Genomic DNA, 15,596 nt, shown 5'->3' with positions numbered 1-15,596 from the left:
GAACAGAAAAACCAGCAAAACCAAAAAGCTGATACTGAATTCAGCAAAGAAATGAATGCAAAAAAAGAAAATAAACAGCAAAAATAAAGCTACATAAAAAGGCAGAGGATGGATTCACCTTCCTCTGCCTCTTCTTTTTACTCTGTTTTTTCAAACCTTTCTTCTATGGGACCGGCTTTATGCCGGCCCCGGAAAATATATCTAAATGGTCTGCCCGCTGATAATATTCATTAATACCCAGATTTCATTTCTAAATTATTCCTTTATGTAAATGAAAAAGAAGGATAGTCAGGTTAGAAAGTGTGATATACTTTAAATGGATTGAAAACCGGTATAAGGCTGATTAGATGCGCCAACATCTAATACAGCCACAGCAGAATTACTCAGTGTGTTAGCCTTCTCTTTTTGAGAAGGTTATTTTTTTCTCGGAAAAGAAAGAATCGCGATAACCACAGAACCAAACGTGAGCATCAAAATCAGACTCTCATAAATGGTCATGCCACCTCACCCCCCTTCCGCAAGGGGATTCTCCCGTTATCCGGGCAACCTGCTGCAAGTCCATTATAGCACATAACCAGCCCAAAACAGAACACACGTTTGGCAAAATAAGTCCTATAGCCCACATTTTACAAGGGGAGCCCAATGACAATCGTGACCAGCCAATAGATACGGAAGGAAGTCCGCCTTCATTTTGCGGGCACTGGCACAAGCCTAAATAAATCCGTTTCTAAAATTAGAAACGGATTCACTCGATGTCTATTGATTGTTTTGTATTGCATTATAGGATATTCGCACCTTAGCCAGTGTCCCTTTCAATAGATCCTCGTGGCAAACATCTCTTTTATCATGCATGACCGACAAGTCCCCAACTGATCTCGACAAAAGCTCAACTGCTTTCCTTAATCCCCTGTTATCTCCCTCATACCCATCCTTTAAAAGTGTTCTTAAGATATCCTGCGACAGCTTATGAACTTCCTGGATTTGTTCCTTTTCCGACATTGCCAACACCCCTTTGTAAAGTGTATGCCCTGCAGTAAAAAGTCATTTCTCTATTGATTAAGTAATTCGATACCGCCCCTCCCCCCTCCTTCATTTTTTTGTTTTTGGCGGGTAATAATCATAGTGGCCTTCATTAATTTTCCTCTTAAACCCTTCCAGGTCCATTGCTAATTCATAATACAGCCCTCCCTCTTCCCATTCTGCAACAGAAACCTCTATAATACGTCCTTCCTGGAAATCCATAATCTTCATAAACCTCTCGCCTTGTATAACATATGTGTACATAATGTAATGTCTCATATCCATTTCCCTCCAGAAATACCGTATACTTTTAAGAACATGCGTTCTATTATAATAGCATTAAGTACACATGTTCGCATATAATGTATTTAATGAACTCAATGGAGGGTAAAAAATGGGCTATTTATTCAGGGAAAGCATGGATCATCAAAAACCTATACAAGTGATTTATCTTTCAAAGAAAGGTGAAATCAGCCAGAGAAACATCATTATTATGAAGAAAACTGCCACATCAATCATTGCAAGATGTCTGCTTAGAGGAAAAATGCGGACATTTCGTGTGGATCAGATATTAGCCGCAAGTTTCACCTCCTCGGATTACTCCAGCTGATTCAGGAGGGCTTTGAATTGAATGGGGCCATGATTACAATTTCGTCACAAATAATTTACGTTTTATAGATGCAATTTCACGAAAAAGGGAGTATAGTAAATCTTGTATAACTTTTGTATAACTAAAACAAAGAGGTGTAGCCATGAATTTTTTAACAAAATTTAGCCTTAAAAATGCGGTAGCTGTTTTTATTATTTCCTTTCTCCTGATTCTTGGAGGGCTATACAGCTTTACACAGCTTAAGGTAGATCTCCTGCCGAACATTGAATTTCCTCAAGTATCGGTCGAAGCTGTGTATCCCGGTGCATCTCCTGACGATGTCAGCGAACAGGTAACATCCAAGCTTGAAGATGAATTTAAAGGCATTGATGGTGTTAAAAGCATCACAAGTTCTTCTTATGAAAGTGTCGGAATTATAAATCTGGAATTCCCGTTTAATACGGACATTGACAAGGTAGAAGATCAAATCAACACCTTAATTGGTGAAGCAAATCTGCCTGATACAGCCGAGACGAAAGTCAACCGTTTTTCATTTGGAACCTTCCCTATCTTCAACATATCCCTTTTCACAAAAGAGGATGCCGATATTGAAAAACTCCTTCAGGACGATGTGATTCCAGAGCTTAATAAAATTTCCGGAATCAATAGTGTATCGGTCGGAGGATTGAAGGAAGAAGTTGTCCGAATAACAGTTGATAAGGAAAAGGCTGAAAAAAGCGGACTTTCTCTTTCACAAATAAAAGACAAAATTAACGAAAAATACTTATCTTTCCCTGCTGGAAACGTGGTTGAAAAAGATACCGAAATTCCAATCAGGGTTCAAGAAGGCTTAAATGAAGTAAATACATTAAAAGAGCTGCAGCTCACCACAGCAGCTTCTGCCCCATCAGCTCCTCAAGAGGGAGCATCACAAGGCCAGCAAGCTCCAAGCACCCAATCACCAGCGGGTCCTCCTCAAGGAGATGCGCCTTCTGCAGCTGCTGGTTCAGCACAGCAAGCTCAGCAGGAACCGGTTAAATTAAAAGACATTGCAAAGATTGAAACTGTAACCGACCGTCCGGAGCTGACAAGATATAATCTAAAAGATTCTTTATCAATGGCGATAACAAAGAAACAGGATGCCAACACGGTTGAGGTTGCAGACGAAGTAATCAAAACCCTTGAGAAATACAATGATGAGCTTGATTATTCCATCGGATTTGATCAGGCTGAAGGAATTGAGAAATCCGTAGAGACGCTGATTCGCGAAGGTCTGCTTGGAGCTTTGTTTGCATCGCTTGCTGTATTGGTTTTCCTGCGGAATTTCCGGGCAACGATTATTGCGATAGTATCCATCCCTCTTTCACTGCTAGTAACATCCATTTTCTTAAATCAGCTTGATATCTCATTGAATATCATGACGCTTGGCGGAATGGCAGTTGCAGTAGGCCGGGTTGTCGATGACAGCATCGTTGTAATCGAGAATGTATTCAGACGAGTAAGGAAAACAAATACAGGTGTAACTAATGAACTAATTGAGGACTCCACAAAAGAAATATTGAAGGCTATCACATCTTCAACCATTACCACGGTTGTCGTATTCCTGCCGCTCGGGTTTGTCGGAGGCATTACTGGAGAATTCTTCCTTCCTTTTGCACTAACGATTATCTTTTCACTGATCACATCCCTTCTTGTATCGGTTACCATCGTACCGATCCTAGCAAGGTTTTCATTTAAAAAAGTACCTAAGGAAGAAAAAGAAGGACCGCTTCAAAAGTTTTATGCCGGCGTGATTGAATGGTCTCTTAATCACAAAATCACTGTAATCGGTCTTTCCCTTCTCCTGCTATTTGGATCTGTGTTCCTAGTAAGCGGGCTTGGCTTTACCTTCATTCCAAACGAAGAACAAAAAACATTGGTAGCTAGTATTGAACTGCCGTCTTCCACTACTCTGGATAAGACAAACGAAGTCTCGCTTGAGCTTGAAAAAATGTTCGATAAAGAAGAAGCGATTGAAGAAATCACCGCAGGAGTCGGAAGCCGTGATTTCACTACCGGCTTAAAGAGGGAGAATAAAGCCAGTTACTTTATTACCTTGAAAGACGGAACAGAGGTTTCAGAGTATATTAAAGATTTACAGAAAAAGATGGAAAATATCGCAGAGGTGCAGGCACCCGAAGCTAAGCTTGGCATTCAGGAGCAAAGCAGCGGCGGCCCGCCTTCCAATAACAATGTAAATATTGATCTTTATTCCAATGATTTAAATGCTTTATCAGATGCTGCGAAAAAAGTAGAGGACTACTTAAATAAAAACAAAGATCTGAAATATGTTTCCAACAACTTTGCTGATAAACAAAAGCAGGCTGTTGTAACAATCAAACCTGAAAAGGCTGATGAATATGGCGTTTCAGGCTTCCAAGTGCTTGGCACCGTTTCTGATCAGACCAAACCGGTCGATGTCGGGGATTTGAAGTTGGACGGAAAGGAACGGAGCGTTGAATTAAGTTATGGTGAAGATGTTACATCGGTTGATAAGCTGAAAGATACTGTGATTTTCAGTCAAAAGGGTCCTATTAAGCTTTCTGATGTGGCTGACGTGAAAGAAACGGACGCTTATACTTCCATTCAGCGATTAGATGGTAAAGTGTACGCTCAGGTTAGTGCGCAAATTACATCAGATAATATAGCAGAAGTCTCTTCCTCTGTCATTGAAGGGGTAAAAAGCGATGTTGATCTTCCTAAGGGAGTATCTTTTGAAGGAGGCGGAGGAAGCGATGAAACGGTTCAGACATTCCAGCAGCTTGGGCTGGCAATGGCCGTTGCAATCGGGCTTGTATATATTACAATGCTGATTACATTCGGTCAGGCGCGTATCCCATTCGTCATTCTTTCTTCCTTGATTTTTGTACCGGTCGGGTCTCTCTTAGGCTTATATTTAGCGAAAGAACCGCTTAGTGTCAGTGTTATGATCGGCCTGCTTATGCTAATTGGAATCGTGACGACGAATGCCATTGTTATGGTAGACCGAATTGGACAAAACCGTGAACAAAAAGGGCTTGTTATTCGCGAAGCGCTTATTGAAGCCGGTAAAACACGTTTGCGTCCAATACTGATGACGGCCTTTGCAACGATTGCGGCACTTTTGCCTTTAGCATTCACGACTTCTTCCGGAACCTTGATTTCTAAGGGTCTTGCCATCACAGTAATTGGCGGATTAACTTCATCAACATTGCTTACTCTTATTATCGTACCAGTTGTTTACGAGTTATTTTTCATTAAACAAGCCAAAAAGGAACGTAAAAGAAACAGCATGTCCGCTGAAGTATAATAACTGATTTAAAGCCCGGTCTCAATATGAGACCGGGCTTTTTTCATTGCACTTTTTCACTTAAATGGATTCTGCCCAGCCGATCTCCAGATTCCCTGTTTTCCTCCTGCATACGCACCGGAAGCATTTGAATGGTTTGGATTAACACATCAAGCTTGCCTTCAATCCTATGCATCAAATACATGGTTACGACAATTGGAAATCCCGTATCCCCAATAAACTGAAGCCATTGTTCCATCAGGCTTCCTCCTTTCGAAACAGGGGACTGACAATGTCAGCCCCCTGTTTCAGTTATTTTATTTCCATTTCGGTAACCGTTCGGTCAACCGTTCTTGCCCCTTTTTTCGATGTCAGATTTCCGCCTCCGGAAATGAAGACATTTGCTGCCATCAACCCGTCCATCGCTTCAGCAATTTCATCCTTTGTTAATGAATCTTTTGGCGCGTCTACACTGATGGTAACGGTTTTGCCCTGCTCGTTCACAAATTGCAGTTCAAGCGTCTTTGCCATTTACAACACTCCAATTCTTAGTTTTGAATTTCATTTGTATCCATCCGTTCTGCTGCGAAAAGCGGGTATTTCTGCAGTCCGGAAAGAATAACTGCTGTTGCCAACAGCTGTTCTGGATCAGCTGCAGGTTTTACATTACTGTACGTCTTTGACTTAAAAACCTGCTTGCCTTCCATATTAAGACCGAGGTCATATACAAGACGCAGCTGTCTGTCGATAAGTACTGCTTGTGCCATGTTTCTCACCCCCTTTCGTTATAGCAATACAGCGGAGGAATGAAAAAGTAGCGAAAAAAAACAAGCTTTTATAAAAAAGCCTGTTCCGGTTAATTTTTAGGTTTGGTTTGTGCGTATTCTTTTAACTCTTTAACAATCCTGTTTTTTAGAATCTGATCATTGAGACTTCTGATTCCATACTGAAATCCTGAACCGGTTGGCTTTTTCCACATCGGCTCTCCCTTCAGTTCAATTTCCTCATCTCTAATCTTAAAGGAGATATGTAAAATTATCGGTTCCTCCATCGGCAGCTCCAGATGTGAGATAAGCTTCAGTCCCGATGGGCTGATGTCCATAATAACAGCTTCACCTGGTTTCGTGTTGATTTCCTCACCCGCTTTTTCAGTAATAGAAAATGAGGCATCAATAGGATCTGAGAATACAAAACGGAATGATTCAGAACGATTGTAGCGCATGAGAAAAGTCCCCTTTCTTGCAATTCATCTATTGTAAAGGTAGCTGATAAAGGAAAATATTTCAATCTTTTTTTGCATTCCTCAATTGTTTAGCCGGGATGTATGTTCAGGCAGGATGCGGGAAACCTATTAAAAACGAGTGAACGGAGCTTTTTGATGAAAAAAACAGGCAAACTGGAAGCCATTTTGTGGAGCATTGCCCTGCCTGGGTTCGGGCAGTTTTTAAACGGACATTTCGGAAAAGGCGTAGTCTTTATTGCTCTCGAATTTTTAATAAATCTGAATGCATTCTTCAATCTTACAATAAAATACAGTTTTAACGGGGACATCACTAAAGCATTTAATACTTCAGATCCTCAATGGCTTATGTTTTACCCATGCGTATATATGTTTGCTATGTATGATGCTTACAAATTCGCAGATGGACCATCCCCCCCGCTATCCTTCCTTCCATTTGCCTTTTCCGCCTACTTTGTTACGATTGGAATCATGTTTTCCGACCGCGTTTCTTTTTTTGGAATCATGCCTGGACCAGTCTGGCTTCCTATGCTTTTTCTTATACCCGGACTTGCAGCCGGCTTCGGTATTAGATTTCTGCTCATCAGATTTTATAAGGTATAGCAAAAGCCCGCTGGCAGCAGCGGGCTTTTTGCTATAGTCAGATCGAAAGCTCCTGTGATAAAGTGTACAGTTTATCTGGAAGGGGATCTTTTTGTCCGGCAATTTCCATTAAATCACGGTCTGTTATTACTTCATTTACAATTCCAATGGCACGGCCTGCTTTACCTTCCATGAGCAGTTCAACCGCTCTTGACCCTAAGCGTGAAGCAAGGACACGATCCCTTCCAGTCGGCTTGCCTCCGCGCTGTATGTGGCCGAGGACACTAATTCTCGTTTCAAGATCAAACTTGGTTTTCAGGTCCTTGGCAAGATCATCTGCACTGCCAACCCCTTCTGCGAGAACAATAATCGAGTGCTTTTTACCTCTGCTGATTCCTTTTCGCAGCCTGTCCATCATATCATCCAGTTCGTGAGGATGCTCCGGAATCAAAATTGTCTCCGCCCCTCCTGCAAGGCCCGACCAAAGAGCAATATCTCCTGCACGGCGTCCCATTACTTCAATAATAAATGTACGGTCATGGGAAGTAGCTGTATCCCTTATTTTATCAATTGCATCTACAACTGTATTAAGGGCTGTATCAAATCCGATCGTATAGTCGGTTCCTGCAATATCGTTATCAATTGTACCCGGCAGGCCGATGCACGGAAAACCTTTTTGAGTGAGCTTGGCTGCACCCTGATAGGAACCGTCCCCGCCAATCACAACCAGCCCTTCAATACCATGGGCTCTCAATTGTTCGATTGCTTTATGCTGGCCTTCATCTGTCTTAAATTCTTCTGAGCGGGCTGTATATAACATGGTTCCTCCGCGGTGTATAATATCACCGACAGATCCCACTTCAAGCTTTTTAATCTGTCCCTGCATTAAACCTTGATAGCCTTGATATACTCCGTAAACCTCCAGACCGCTGTATATCCCTTTCCTTACAACTGCCCGGATGGCTGCATTCATGCCTGGAGAGTCTCCTCCGCTTGTCAGTACTGCAATTTTCTTCATTTTTTTCACCTCATATGTATCGTGCTTACTAAGTCCTCTTCTACTATAATCCCCATCAGAGAATTTCTCAAAACAAAAACCTTACCTTACTAAATATAATTTCATTCTGATTTATCGCTGTAAAATTCCCACCGTTTTTGATACAATAGACTCATTACATTTGGTCTAAGAAACCAAAAAGGAGCGACATAATGAACTACTGCACTTCCTGTACACCTGCGCCTCCATTTCCTGATAACGGCTTTTTGATTCTGCATAATCTAGAAGAAAATGTTACTGCCAGAAAATTTTTGGAGAATGCGGATGGAAGCTTATCAATCCCCTATTCAAATGGTAAAGAACTCGCAAGCCTGCTGCAAGACCTTCATGAACAGACAAATACCAGTCTAATAAAAGGGGCTCTGTCAAGAAATCCTGAACAGCCTCTCGCCTATTCTCCCTTTAGCTATATTTATGAACGTGTTATATATAAAGACCTTGTCAGCCTGATTAACAAAGGGGAATTTCTAAGTTTCTTTCAGCCAATCGTGAATTTGGAAAGCGGTCAGATTTTCGGCTATGAATCGCTGCTGAGAAGCTTTAATCCACCTGTGTCGCCTTTTAAACTCTTTGACACTGCGATTAAAACAGGGATGCAGTCTATTCTTGATCGAAGGGCACGGGAGCTTGCCATTATTGCCCGCTCAAATCAAGTTAAGCATGGCATCAAATCTTTCATTAACTTTATCCCGTCTTCTATTTATAACCCCGAGCACTGCCTGCAGCACACCTTTAAAATGGTAAAGCAATACGGAGTCAGTCCGGATGACTTAATATTTGAAGTAGTAGAAACCGAAAAAATCAATGATATGGAACACTTAAAGAGTATACTGGACACATATCGGGCAAACGGCATGAAAGTAGCGCTTGATGATATGGGCAGCGGATATTCTACTTACGAGGTTCTGGAAAACCTGAAACCTGACTTCGTGAAAATCGATCGCCATTATATTACCGATTGCCATCAAGATTCTGAAAAACAAACTTTCCTTAAAAATGTACAAGCTCTGGCTGACGATTTATCCATCACTGTTCTGGCGGAAGGAATCGAAACAGAAGATGAATATACCTTTTTGCAATCAATCGGAATTACACTGGGTCAGGGGTATTTAATTGGAAAACCTGAAGCATCCCCTGCAGGACAAGAAAAATTGTTTGCCGATATGATTCTGTAATGGAACTGCCGGCCATTTCATTTTCTTTTTATAAACATATAAAAACCACGCACATCCGCCTGGACATGCGTGGTTTGGTTTATTCAAAGCTCTGTTAAACTTGGCTGTTGATTGCAGGTAGCAGGCGCGCGCTTTCCACTCCAATCACAACAGGTGTTAAAATCAATATCAGGCTTAACAGAGCCTTATTCGATAATCTGAAGCTCCTTTGGATAAGCCGTCAGAGCGCGGGCTCCGTCCGGTGTTATAAGAACATCATCTTCAATTCTGACTCCGCCCACTTCCGGAACATAAACGCCGGGTTCGATTGTGAACGTCATCCCTTCCTTCAGCAAGCCATCGTTCGTATAGGCCATTGATGGGTATTCGTGGACATTGATGCCGAGACCATGACCAAGCCGGTGAGGGAAAAACTCACCATATCCCGCTTCTTCAATAATACCTCTGGCTATTTTATCTAAATCACCGATTCTAACAGCTGGCTTTGCCGCTTCAAGGGCTGCCAGTTCCGCCGTTAATACCGTTTGATAAATGTGCTGCTGCTTTTCATCTGGCTGGCCGAACATAACTGTTCTTGTAATATCTGAGCAGTACCCGCCTACTACAACTCCTAAATCAAAAAGGACAAAATCTCCTTTTTTCAGCTTGGCTGTGCCAGGGTTCCCATGGGGCTGTCCTGACTTTTTGCCGAAGAGAACCATTGTTGAAAAGGACATTGCCTGAGCGCCTTTTTTCTTTAGTTCGTATTCAATTTTTGCAAGAACGTCCATTTCCGTTATGCCCTCTTTAAGTGCGGCTACGCCTGCTTCCACACCATAATCGGCTAAAGCTGCAGCCTTTTCCATTATGGCAATTTCGCCGGCATCCTTGATTACGCGGAGCTCATTCATTTTCTCTTCAGCTGAAACAAGCTGAGGCGAGCCCGTGATCCTTAAAAATTCCTGCACTCTTGAATAGGAAAGAAGTTCACTCTCGATTGCTGCTTTTGAAATCCTTTGCATGCCTCTGGATGAAAATGCTTCACGAATCTTCTCAAATGGCTGCTCATGGTCTCCATATCCAATAATCTCATTTTGAAATCCAGCCTCTTTTGCCTGCCCTGTTTCCATCCCGGGGCAAATGAAAAAGGGTTCTTTTTCCTGGAAGACGAATAGTCCCATTAACCTTTCATGCGGATCAGTGAGAAAATTAGTTAAATAATAAACGTTTTCCGGTGAGTGGATAAATGCAGCTTCCACTGCTTCTTCCTTCATCCATTCCTGTAATTGCTTTATTCTTTTATTCATTCAGGCCACGCCTTTCCGCGGATATATGTATGGGTCAGTTGCTATCTTATCAAAACGGGAAATTTCATGTAAACCGATTCGGCTTTTTTAAGAGAATTTTTTTTTGTACTCTTTTTTTAGTTTCTGAAACTCTGATTAACCTAATTCGGTTATACCTTTGAATAGCAATAAAAGGAAGATTAAAGGCGAGTGCATAGCTCACGATGATCCAGCCGCCAAGCGGACTGTTCCAAAGAAAAAAGAGAAAGGATGGGAGAATCTGAAGCCAATGGGCAAGCTCCCCCCGCCTTGTCTCAATGATAAACCTGTCGATGTTTTCTTCATTGGTGCCTTGCAAGGATTTCTTCGAATACCCCTTTTCAAACCATCCTCCTGCTTCTGGAAGCCGATCTTTCCACCTTCTGATGGACAATCGTTCATAAAACCTTCCCTCACGCTCCCATTTTCTTTTTTTGTAAAGAAATGAGGAGCGGCGAAAGTTTTTTGAAGGAATGCAGGACAAAATCCAGGCAGTCCCGAATTGTATGAACAGCAAAAGGATTGCATTAACGGCAATTAGCCAAAAGGGATTCACTTACGATGGGCCTCCTTCGCGCTTTTCACAATACTTCTGCCCTTCCAGCTGGCATTTTTACGGATAAATGTCTGATAGATCGAAAATCCAAAAACAGACAAAAAGTACAAAATATGGAGCGGAAACAGCAGAACACTCCATTTGGAGAAACGGCCGAATTTTGATAACGCGCTTCCGAGCTGAACAGCTGCAGCTGCGTAAAGGAGAATAAGGGGCAGCCAGCTGTCCGTAAAGAGGAGCGGAATTTTCACAAAGAAAGAGATGAGACCTGCAATCCAAATCGACGATAAGACCAAGTAGACAAACTTAGCCGTTTTTGCTCCTGATGCAAAACTTTTTGCCCAGCCGTAAGTCATGCTTTTCAAGCCGTCGGGATACATACGCATCGAAACCGCCTTCTTGCCGCTGGCGTAAAAGATGGATTTACCGGACTCAAATATCCGTTCTCCCATGGCCATATTTTCAACGATTTCGCTTTTTATTGATTCATGTCCGCCCCAGCCGAAGTAACTCTCTCTCGTACACATAAGCGCTTGTCCGAATGCTCCGTTTGCTTTTTTTCTAGCCCATTCAGGAGCAAAGGCACCAATCGCACCTACTGTCATGAGATGGAAAAGAGAGGAGCCGCTTTCGTAAAACTTTTTTGTTTCATGGAAAGGATGAACTGTAAGAACACCTTTAGCTTCAATATGCCGAAAAAAATCCGCCAATCGTGTTAAACCGTTTTTTTCAAAATAAGTATCAGCATCGAGAAATAGCAGCCATTCGCCTGAGCTTGCTTTTGCACCGTTCCAGCAAGCCCAGGATTTCCCAGACCATCCATCCGGAAGCTCTGGAACATCAACCACTCTTGCACCGTATGATTCAGCCGTTTCTTTCGTTCTGTCGCCGGATTGATCATTTGCCACAATGATTTCAAATGGAGCATCACTCTGAGAGGCTAAAGAAGCAAATAGCACTTGAAGATTTTTTTCCTCATTTCTTGCAGGAATAATGATAGAGAGTTTTTCCCGTACGTAATTCCTGCTCTTCTCAGACGGAATCGATTCTAGCGTCGGGATCCTCCAGAATAAAAAGATGCCGATTAAAAGAGCGAATATAATAATTGCCACAAAGAGCCACCTCACTAGAATGGTTCCTTCATTATACCCCTTTTCTTCAATAATGCGTACTAAGGGGATTAATTCAGGTTTCCGCATTGCATTATTGTGGAAAATACTTCTTATAGCAATGAATGAAAAATTCACACGTTTGGATAAAATGATAGACGGATCTAATTACCATTGTAATCCATTTTTATTGAATTAATAAGGAGGCTGAAAAATTTGAGGAAAAAGGTAATTGTTATCGGTGGCGGGCTTGGCGGAATGTCATCTGCAATCCGTCTTGCTGCAGATCAATATGATGTCACGGTTATTGAGAAAGGCGAAAGACTTGGCGGGAAATTAAATGTAAGAGAAGGAAACGGGTTTAAATTTGATACAGGCCCCTCTATCCTAACCATGCCATGGGTTTTGGAACAGCTTTTCCGCAGTGCAAACCGGGATATTCATGATTACATAAAAATTAAACGGATTGAACCGCAATGGAGAACTTTTTTTGAAGATGGAACAACCATCGACCTGACCAGTGACCTGCAGCAGCTGATGGAACAGCTGAAGGAGCATAACCCTGAAGATCAGCACGAATTTTTTCAATATATGTCCTACTGCACAAAAATGTATGAATACAGCTTAAAGAGCTTTTATAAACGGAGCCTGACCGGAATTAACGATTTAAGGAACATGCATTCAATGAAAGAGCTTTTGGCCATGGATCCGATCAAGTCGATGGACCAGGTAACGAAAAAGCATTTCAAGAGCAAGCATCTTCAGCAGCTGTTTAATTTTATGATTATGTACATCGGTTCTTCACCCTATCAGGCTCCTGCCATTTTATCTCAGCTTGTCTACGTACAGCTTGGCATCGGCATTCACTATGTCGAAGGCGGAATGTACAAAATCGCCGAAGCTATGAATAAAGTGCTTCGCGAGCTTAACGTAGACGTCCGGCTCAACAGCAAGGTGAAAAGAGTCATTACAGAGGGCGATACCGCCACGGGTGTAGAGCTTGAGGATGGAGACATTCTTCATGCAGACTTAATCGTTTCCAATCTGGAGGCGATCCCCGCATATAAGACAATTATGGAAACCCACAGCGGAAGCCAGAAGGCTGCGGAGGAACTTGAAAAATATGTTCCGACTGTATCAGGCTTAGTCCTTCTCCTTGGGGTAAATAAAGAGTATAAACATTTGGCCCATCACAATTTCTTCTTTTCTGAGGATCCAAAGAAAGAATTTGACCAAATTTTCAATGAAGGCATTCCTGCCGATGATCCAACGGTTTACATCGGCATCTCTTCCAAATCAGATTCTACTCAAGCTCCTGAAGGAAAAGAAAACTTGTTTGTTCTTACCCACGTTCCTCCATTGAAAGAGGGAGAAACATGGGAGGGAATGAAGGAGCAATACCGTGAAAAGGTTCTCGATAAACTGGAACGAATGGGTGTTGCAGACTTAAGGAATCACATTGAATGGGAATACCAGTTTACTCCGGATGATATTCAGGAATTATACGGCTCAAACGGAGGTTCCATTTACGGGGTCGCGACAGACCGGAAGAAAAACGGAGGATTTAAAGTTCCAAGCCGAAGCAAACTGCTCCATAACCTTTATTTTACAGGCGGCTCAACCCACCCAGGCGGGGGCGTTCCCATGGTTACTCTTTCCGGACAGCTTACAGCAGATCTCATCTTAGAGGATGATCTTGCAAAAGCAACACAAAAAGAGATTGGCTGAACCGGGCCCTAACCTTTTCTTAAAGGCATAGAAAGATTTATACTAATAAAGAAGGACTGGTCCTTAGCGGGCCTGTCCTTTTTAGTTGAAGAATATCGTAATTCAATAGGCCGCATTTTCAGAGTCTTATTAAGGAGGCATAGCCCAAATTGTTAATCGTCATCTACACCATTCTTCTCTTTATTTTTCTGCTTTTAACTGTAGCCAACTCCTTTTTTATGCCTAAGCTTAAAGATTCAGAGATTACCCATTACCCAGCAGTAAGCATTCTTGTTCCTCTCCGAAATGAAGAACGAAATGTACCAGATCTCATTTCCATGCTAAAAAAACTGAAATATCCTAACCTTTGTTTTTTGCTTTTGGATGATCAATCTGAAGACCGTACATATGAGCTTTTAAACAGACATACTGGCGATGATGGGAGGTTTAAAATCCTGTCTGGCAGAAGTCTTCCTAAAGGCTGGGCTGGGAAAGTCCATGCGTGCCACACATTGAGCCGTCATGCTGATACAGAACTTATCCTTTTTTTAGACGCAGATGTCCGTCTGGCACCAATGACAATTGAACGTGCTGTGCACACGCTGGAATCTGCTAAGGTTTCCCTTTTAACCGGCTTTCCTAAATTTCCTGTACAGTATTTGATTGAGAAATGGCTTGTTCCAATGCAGCATTTTCTCGTATACTTCCATCTTCCTCTCCTATTGGCAAACCGGACTGCATTTCCCGCTGCCACAGCCGCTCATGGAGCTTTCATGCTGTTTAAACGGACAGATTATGAAAAAATCGGCGGTCACGAGAGTATTAAAGACTCGATCGTAGATGATGTGCATCTCACTCGAAAAATGAAAGAGAATAGAAAACGAGTATTGCTGGCAAATGTCACGGATATGGTCACCTGCTATATGTACAGTTCAAGCAGGGAAGCATGGGAAGGCTTTAAGAAGAATATCTTTCCCGGTTTTGGCCGTTCACTGCCCATTACCATCAGCCTTTGTTTATTTTATGCACTTTTCTATGTGTTCCCGTTGTTTTTGCTTGTTTACGGAGTCGCTCAGCTCATTATCTTGCAATCTTTTTTGATTTTCTGGTACTTACCCTATATCCTAATCGTTCTACAAAAAATGTTTATCGACTGGCGCTCCAATCAAAAGCTTTCCCTGGCCTTCTCTATGCCGCTGTCAGCTGCTGCCTTCATCTCCCTTATGGTTGTATCAATGTATACCTCCATTCGCAAAAAGGGATATGAATGGAAGGGACGGTCTTATTCTTAACAAATGTTAAAAAACGCTTGAAGGAATCTTCAAGCGTTTAACTTGTCATGCTTGAGTAATATTCACAATCAGCTCATCAAAATATTTTCCGTCAATATAGACCTTTAACTTCCACCGTCCTGATTCTGGAAATATCACGGCTGAACGAGCGTGTCCATTTATTTCATTACCGCGGGGAATTAATCGCTCATCTTTAAATGTTATTGGGTTAATCGCTTCTTTGCCTTGCATAAAAGCTTTTACTTCCCATTCTTTATCTGCTATTTGTTCAGTTCCCCAAAAATGCCACATCCACTTTTGTCCATTTTCTGTAATTGATTTAGAACCTATAATTCCAATGCTGCCTTTTTTCCCAAACATTTCACCGTATTCAGAAGTAAAGGTTGGACTATTCTCTTCCCATTTTTCCTCTTTCACCGCTTCTTCTTTATTACAAGCTGTCATAAAAAATACTATTCCAAGCATAATCAAAAATAGCCGTTTCATTTTCAAAAGATCCCCCCCTAATTTTCAATCATGCTGTTCAATCGAAACTAATCTATTATTCCATCACAAATTTCCATTTTCCTTCAATATACTTGAAATTTTTTCGAACTCACTGGTTAAACTTGGCTGTTGATTTCCGCTGCAGCAGCCAAGTTTAACAGAGCTTAAATTT

The 15,596-nt window shown here is 41.8% G+C and carries 17 protein-coding genes; 6 read left to right on the top strand and 11 right to left on the bottom strand.

Features of this window, described 5'->3' with window-relative positions:
• Positions 1–756 precede the first annotated feature (756 nt).
• Both WCV65_RS07995 and WCV65_RS07990 read right to left on the bottom strand, forming a co-directional pair.
• The gene (locus tag WCV65_RS07995; RefSeq protein ID WP_035407134.1) at positions 757–999 is read right to left on the bottom strand and encodes a hypothetical protein; all 243 of its coding nucleotides are present in this window, start codon (positions 997–999) and stop codon (positions 757–759) included.
• A 90-nt stretch (positions 1,000–1,089) separates the two neighbouring features.
• A complete protein-coding gene (locus WCV65_RS07990; protein ID WP_035406986.1) occupies positions 1,090–1,299 on the bottom strand; it encodes a hypothetical protein in 210 nt (69 codons plus the stop codon).
• A 115-nt stretch (positions 1,300–1,414) separates the two neighbouring features.
• Here WCV65_RS07990 and WCV65_RS07985 point away from each other — a divergent pair, with 115 nt between their 5' ends.
• Together WCV65_RS07985 and WCV65_RS07980 are read left to right on the top strand one after the other, a co-directional pair.
• Complete coding sequence (locus tag WCV65_RS07985) at positions 1,415–1,630, top strand: hypothetical protein (protein WP_035406982.1); 216 nt, start codon at positions 1,415–1,417, stop codon at positions 1,628–1,630.
• A gap of 142 nt (positions 1,631–1,772) precedes the next feature.
• Positions 1,773–4,937: an efflux RND transporter permease subunit gene (locus WCV65_RS07980; protein WP_338781421.1), complete on the top strand. Its 3,165-nt coding sequence runs from the start codon at positions 1,773–1,775 to the stop codon at positions 4,935–4,937.
• Positions 4,938–4,980: 43 nt separating this feature from the next.
• On the opposite strand, the gene WCV65_RS07975 is transcribed toward WCV65_RS07980, so the two are convergent.
• The 4 genes from WCV65_RS07975 to WCV65_RS07960 form a co-directional block, all read right to left on the bottom strand.
• Positions 4,981–5,175, bottom strand: coding sequence for a YvrJ family protein (locus WCV65_RS07975; RefSeq protein ID WP_338781419.1), 195 nt, complete (start codon positions 5,173–5,175; stop codon positions 4,981–4,983).
• 53 nt (positions 5,176–5,228) lie between these two features.
• On the bottom strand, positions 5,229–5,447 hold the full coding sequence (locus WCV65_RS07970; RefSeq protein WP_035406972.1) for a DUF2922 domain-containing protein: 219 nt from the start codon (positions 5,445–5,447) through the stop codon (positions 5,229–5,231).
• Positions 5,448–5,464: 17 nt separating this feature from the next.
• Positions 5,465–5,683: a DUF1659 domain-containing protein gene (locus WCV65_RS07965; RefSeq protein WP_035406968.1), complete on the bottom strand. Its 219-nt coding sequence runs from the start codon at positions 5,681–5,683 to the stop codon at positions 5,465–5,467.
• Between the two features lie 89 nt (positions 5,684–5,772).
• Positions 5,773–6,138, bottom strand: coding sequence for a PilZ domain-containing protein (locus tag WCV65_RS07960; protein WP_035406965.1), 366 nt, complete (start codon positions 6,136–6,138; stop codon positions 5,773–5,775).
• A gap of 156 nt (positions 6,139–6,294) precedes the next feature.
• Between WCV65_RS07960 and WCV65_RS07955 the strand changes: the two genes are divergently transcribed.
• Entirely contained in the window at positions 6,295–6,759 is a 465-nt protein-coding gene (locus WCV65_RS07955) for a hypothetical protein (RefSeq protein WP_338781414.1), read from the top strand.
• 37 nt (positions 6,760–6,796) lie between these two features.
• On the opposite strand, the gene pfkA is transcribed toward WCV65_RS07955, so the two are convergent.
• On the bottom strand, positions 6,797–7,756 hold the full coding sequence (gene pfkA, locus WCV65_RS07950) for a 6-phosphofructokinase (RefSeq protein ID WP_035406962.1): 960 nt from the start codon (positions 7,754–7,756) through the stop codon (positions 6,797–6,799).
• A 191-nt stretch (positions 7,757–7,947) separates the two neighbouring features.
• Between pfkA and WCV65_RS07945 the strand changes: the two genes are divergently transcribed.
• Entirely contained in the window at positions 7,948–8,970 is a 1,023-nt protein-coding gene (locus tag WCV65_RS07945) for an EAL domain-containing protein (RefSeq protein WP_338781411.1), read from the top strand.
• A gap of 185 nt (positions 8,971–9,155) precedes the next feature.
• Here WCV65_RS07945 and WCV65_RS07940 read toward each other — a convergent pair whose 3' ends face one another.
• The 3 genes from WCV65_RS07940 to WCV65_RS07930 form a co-directional block, all read right to left on the bottom strand.
• Positions 9,156–10,256, bottom strand: coding sequence for a Xaa-Pro peptidase family protein (locus WCV65_RS07940; RefSeq protein WP_338781409.1), 1,101 nt, complete (start codon positions 10,254–10,256; stop codon positions 9,156–9,158).
• Positions 10,257–10,320: 64 nt separating this feature from the next.
• Positions 10,321–10,830, bottom strand: coding sequence for a hypothetical protein (locus WCV65_RS07935; protein ID WP_035413791.1), 510 nt, complete (start codon positions 10,828–10,830; stop codon positions 10,321–10,323).
• Positions 10,827–11,942 carry a glycosyltransferase family 2 protein gene (locus WCV65_RS07930; RefSeq protein WP_338781407.1) on the bottom strand — a complete coding sequence of 372 codons (1,116 nt, stop codon included), beginning with the start codon at positions 11,940–11,942 and terminating at the stop codon, positions 10,827–10,829. The genes WCV65_RS07935 and WCV65_RS07930 overlap by 4 nt, the downstream gene beginning before the upstream one ends.
• A gap of 213 nt (positions 11,943–12,155) precedes the next feature.
• Between WCV65_RS07930 and crtI the strand changes: the two genes are divergently transcribed.
• Positions 12,156–13,667 carry a phytoene desaturase family protein gene (gene crtI / locus WCV65_RS07925; protein ID WP_338781405.1) on the top strand — a complete coding sequence of 504 codons (1,512 nt, stop codon included), beginning with the start codon at positions 12,156–12,158 and terminating at the stop codon, positions 13,665–13,667.
• Positions 13,668–13,816: 149 nt separating this feature from the next.
• A complete protein-coding gene (locus WCV65_RS07920) occupies positions 13,817–14,938 on the top strand; it encodes a glycosyltransferase family 2 protein (RefSeq protein WP_338781403.1) in 1,122 nt (373 codons plus the stop codon).
• Positions 14,939–14,983: 45 nt separating this feature from the next.
• Here the strand turns inward: WCV65_RS07920 and WCV65_RS07915 are convergent, their stop codons facing one another.
• A complete protein-coding gene (locus WCV65_RS07915) occupies positions 14,984–15,424 on the bottom strand; it encodes a DUF4871 domain-containing protein (RefSeq protein ID WP_035413803.1) in 441 nt (146 codons plus the stop codon).
• Positions 15,425–15,596: the final 172 nt, after the last annotated feature.

It is taken from the genome of Metabacillus sp. FJAT-52054 (genome assembly GCF_037201815.1).
Classification (GTDB): Bacteria; Bacillota; Bacilli; order Bacillales; family Bacillaceae; genus Metabacillus_B; species Metabacillus_B sediminis.
Note: the sequence above shows the minus strand (reverse complement) of the source record. Positions and strands in the feature narration are given on the sequence as shown.

Bases quoted from the DNA above. Each gene is read 5' to 3' on its own strand.
- WCV65_RS07995 (WP_035407134.1), bottom strand. From the start codon at position 999: ATGTCGGAAAAGGAACAAATCCAGGAAGTTCATAAGCTGTCGCAGGAT.
- WCV65_RS07990 (WP_035406986.1), bottom strand. From the start codon at position 1,299: ATGAGACATTACATTATGTACACATATGTTATACAAGGCGAGAGGTTT.
- WCV65_RS07985 (WP_035406982.1), top strand. From the start codon at position 1,415: ATGGGCTATTTATTCAGGGAAAGCATGGATCATCAAAAACCTATACAA.
- WCV65_RS07980 (WP_338781421.1), top strand. From the start codon at position 1,773: ATGAATTTTTTAACAAAATTTAGCCTTAAAAATGCGGTAGCTGTTTTT.
- WCV65_RS07975 (WP_338781419.1), bottom strand. From the start codon at position 5,175: ATGGAACAATGGCTTCAGTTTATTGGGGATACGGGATTTCCAATTGTC.
- WCV65_RS07970 (WP_035406972.1), bottom strand. From the start codon at position 5,447: ATGGCAAAGACGCTTGAACTGCAATTTGTGAACGAGCAGGGCAAAACC.
- WCV65_RS07965 (WP_035406968.1), bottom strand. From the start codon at position 5,683: ATGGCACAAGCAGTACTTATCGACAGACAGCTGCGTCTTGTATATGAC.
- WCV65_RS07960 (WP_035406965.1), bottom strand. From the start codon at position 6,138: ATGCGCTACAATCGTTCTGAATCATTCCGTTTTGTATTCTCAGATCCT.
- WCV65_RS07955 (WP_338781414.1), top strand. From the start codon at position 6,295: ATGAAAAAAACAGGCAAACTGGAAGCCATTTTGTGGAGCATTGCCCTG.
- pfkA (WP_035406962.1), bottom strand. From the start codon at position 7,756: ATGAAGAAAATTGCAGTACTGACAAGCGGAGGAGACTCTCCAGGCATG.
- WCV65_RS07945 (WP_338781411.1), top strand. From the start codon at position 7,948: ATGAACTACTGCACTTCCTGTACACCTGCGCCTCCATTTCCTGATAAC.
- WCV65_RS07940 (WP_338781409.1), bottom strand. From the start codon at position 10,256: ATGAATAAAAGAATAAAGCAATTACAGGAATGGATGAAGGAAGAAGCA.
- WCV65_RS07915 (WP_035413803.1), bottom strand. From the start codon at position 15,424: ATGAAACGGCTATTTTTGATTATGCTTGGAATAGTATTTTTTATGACA.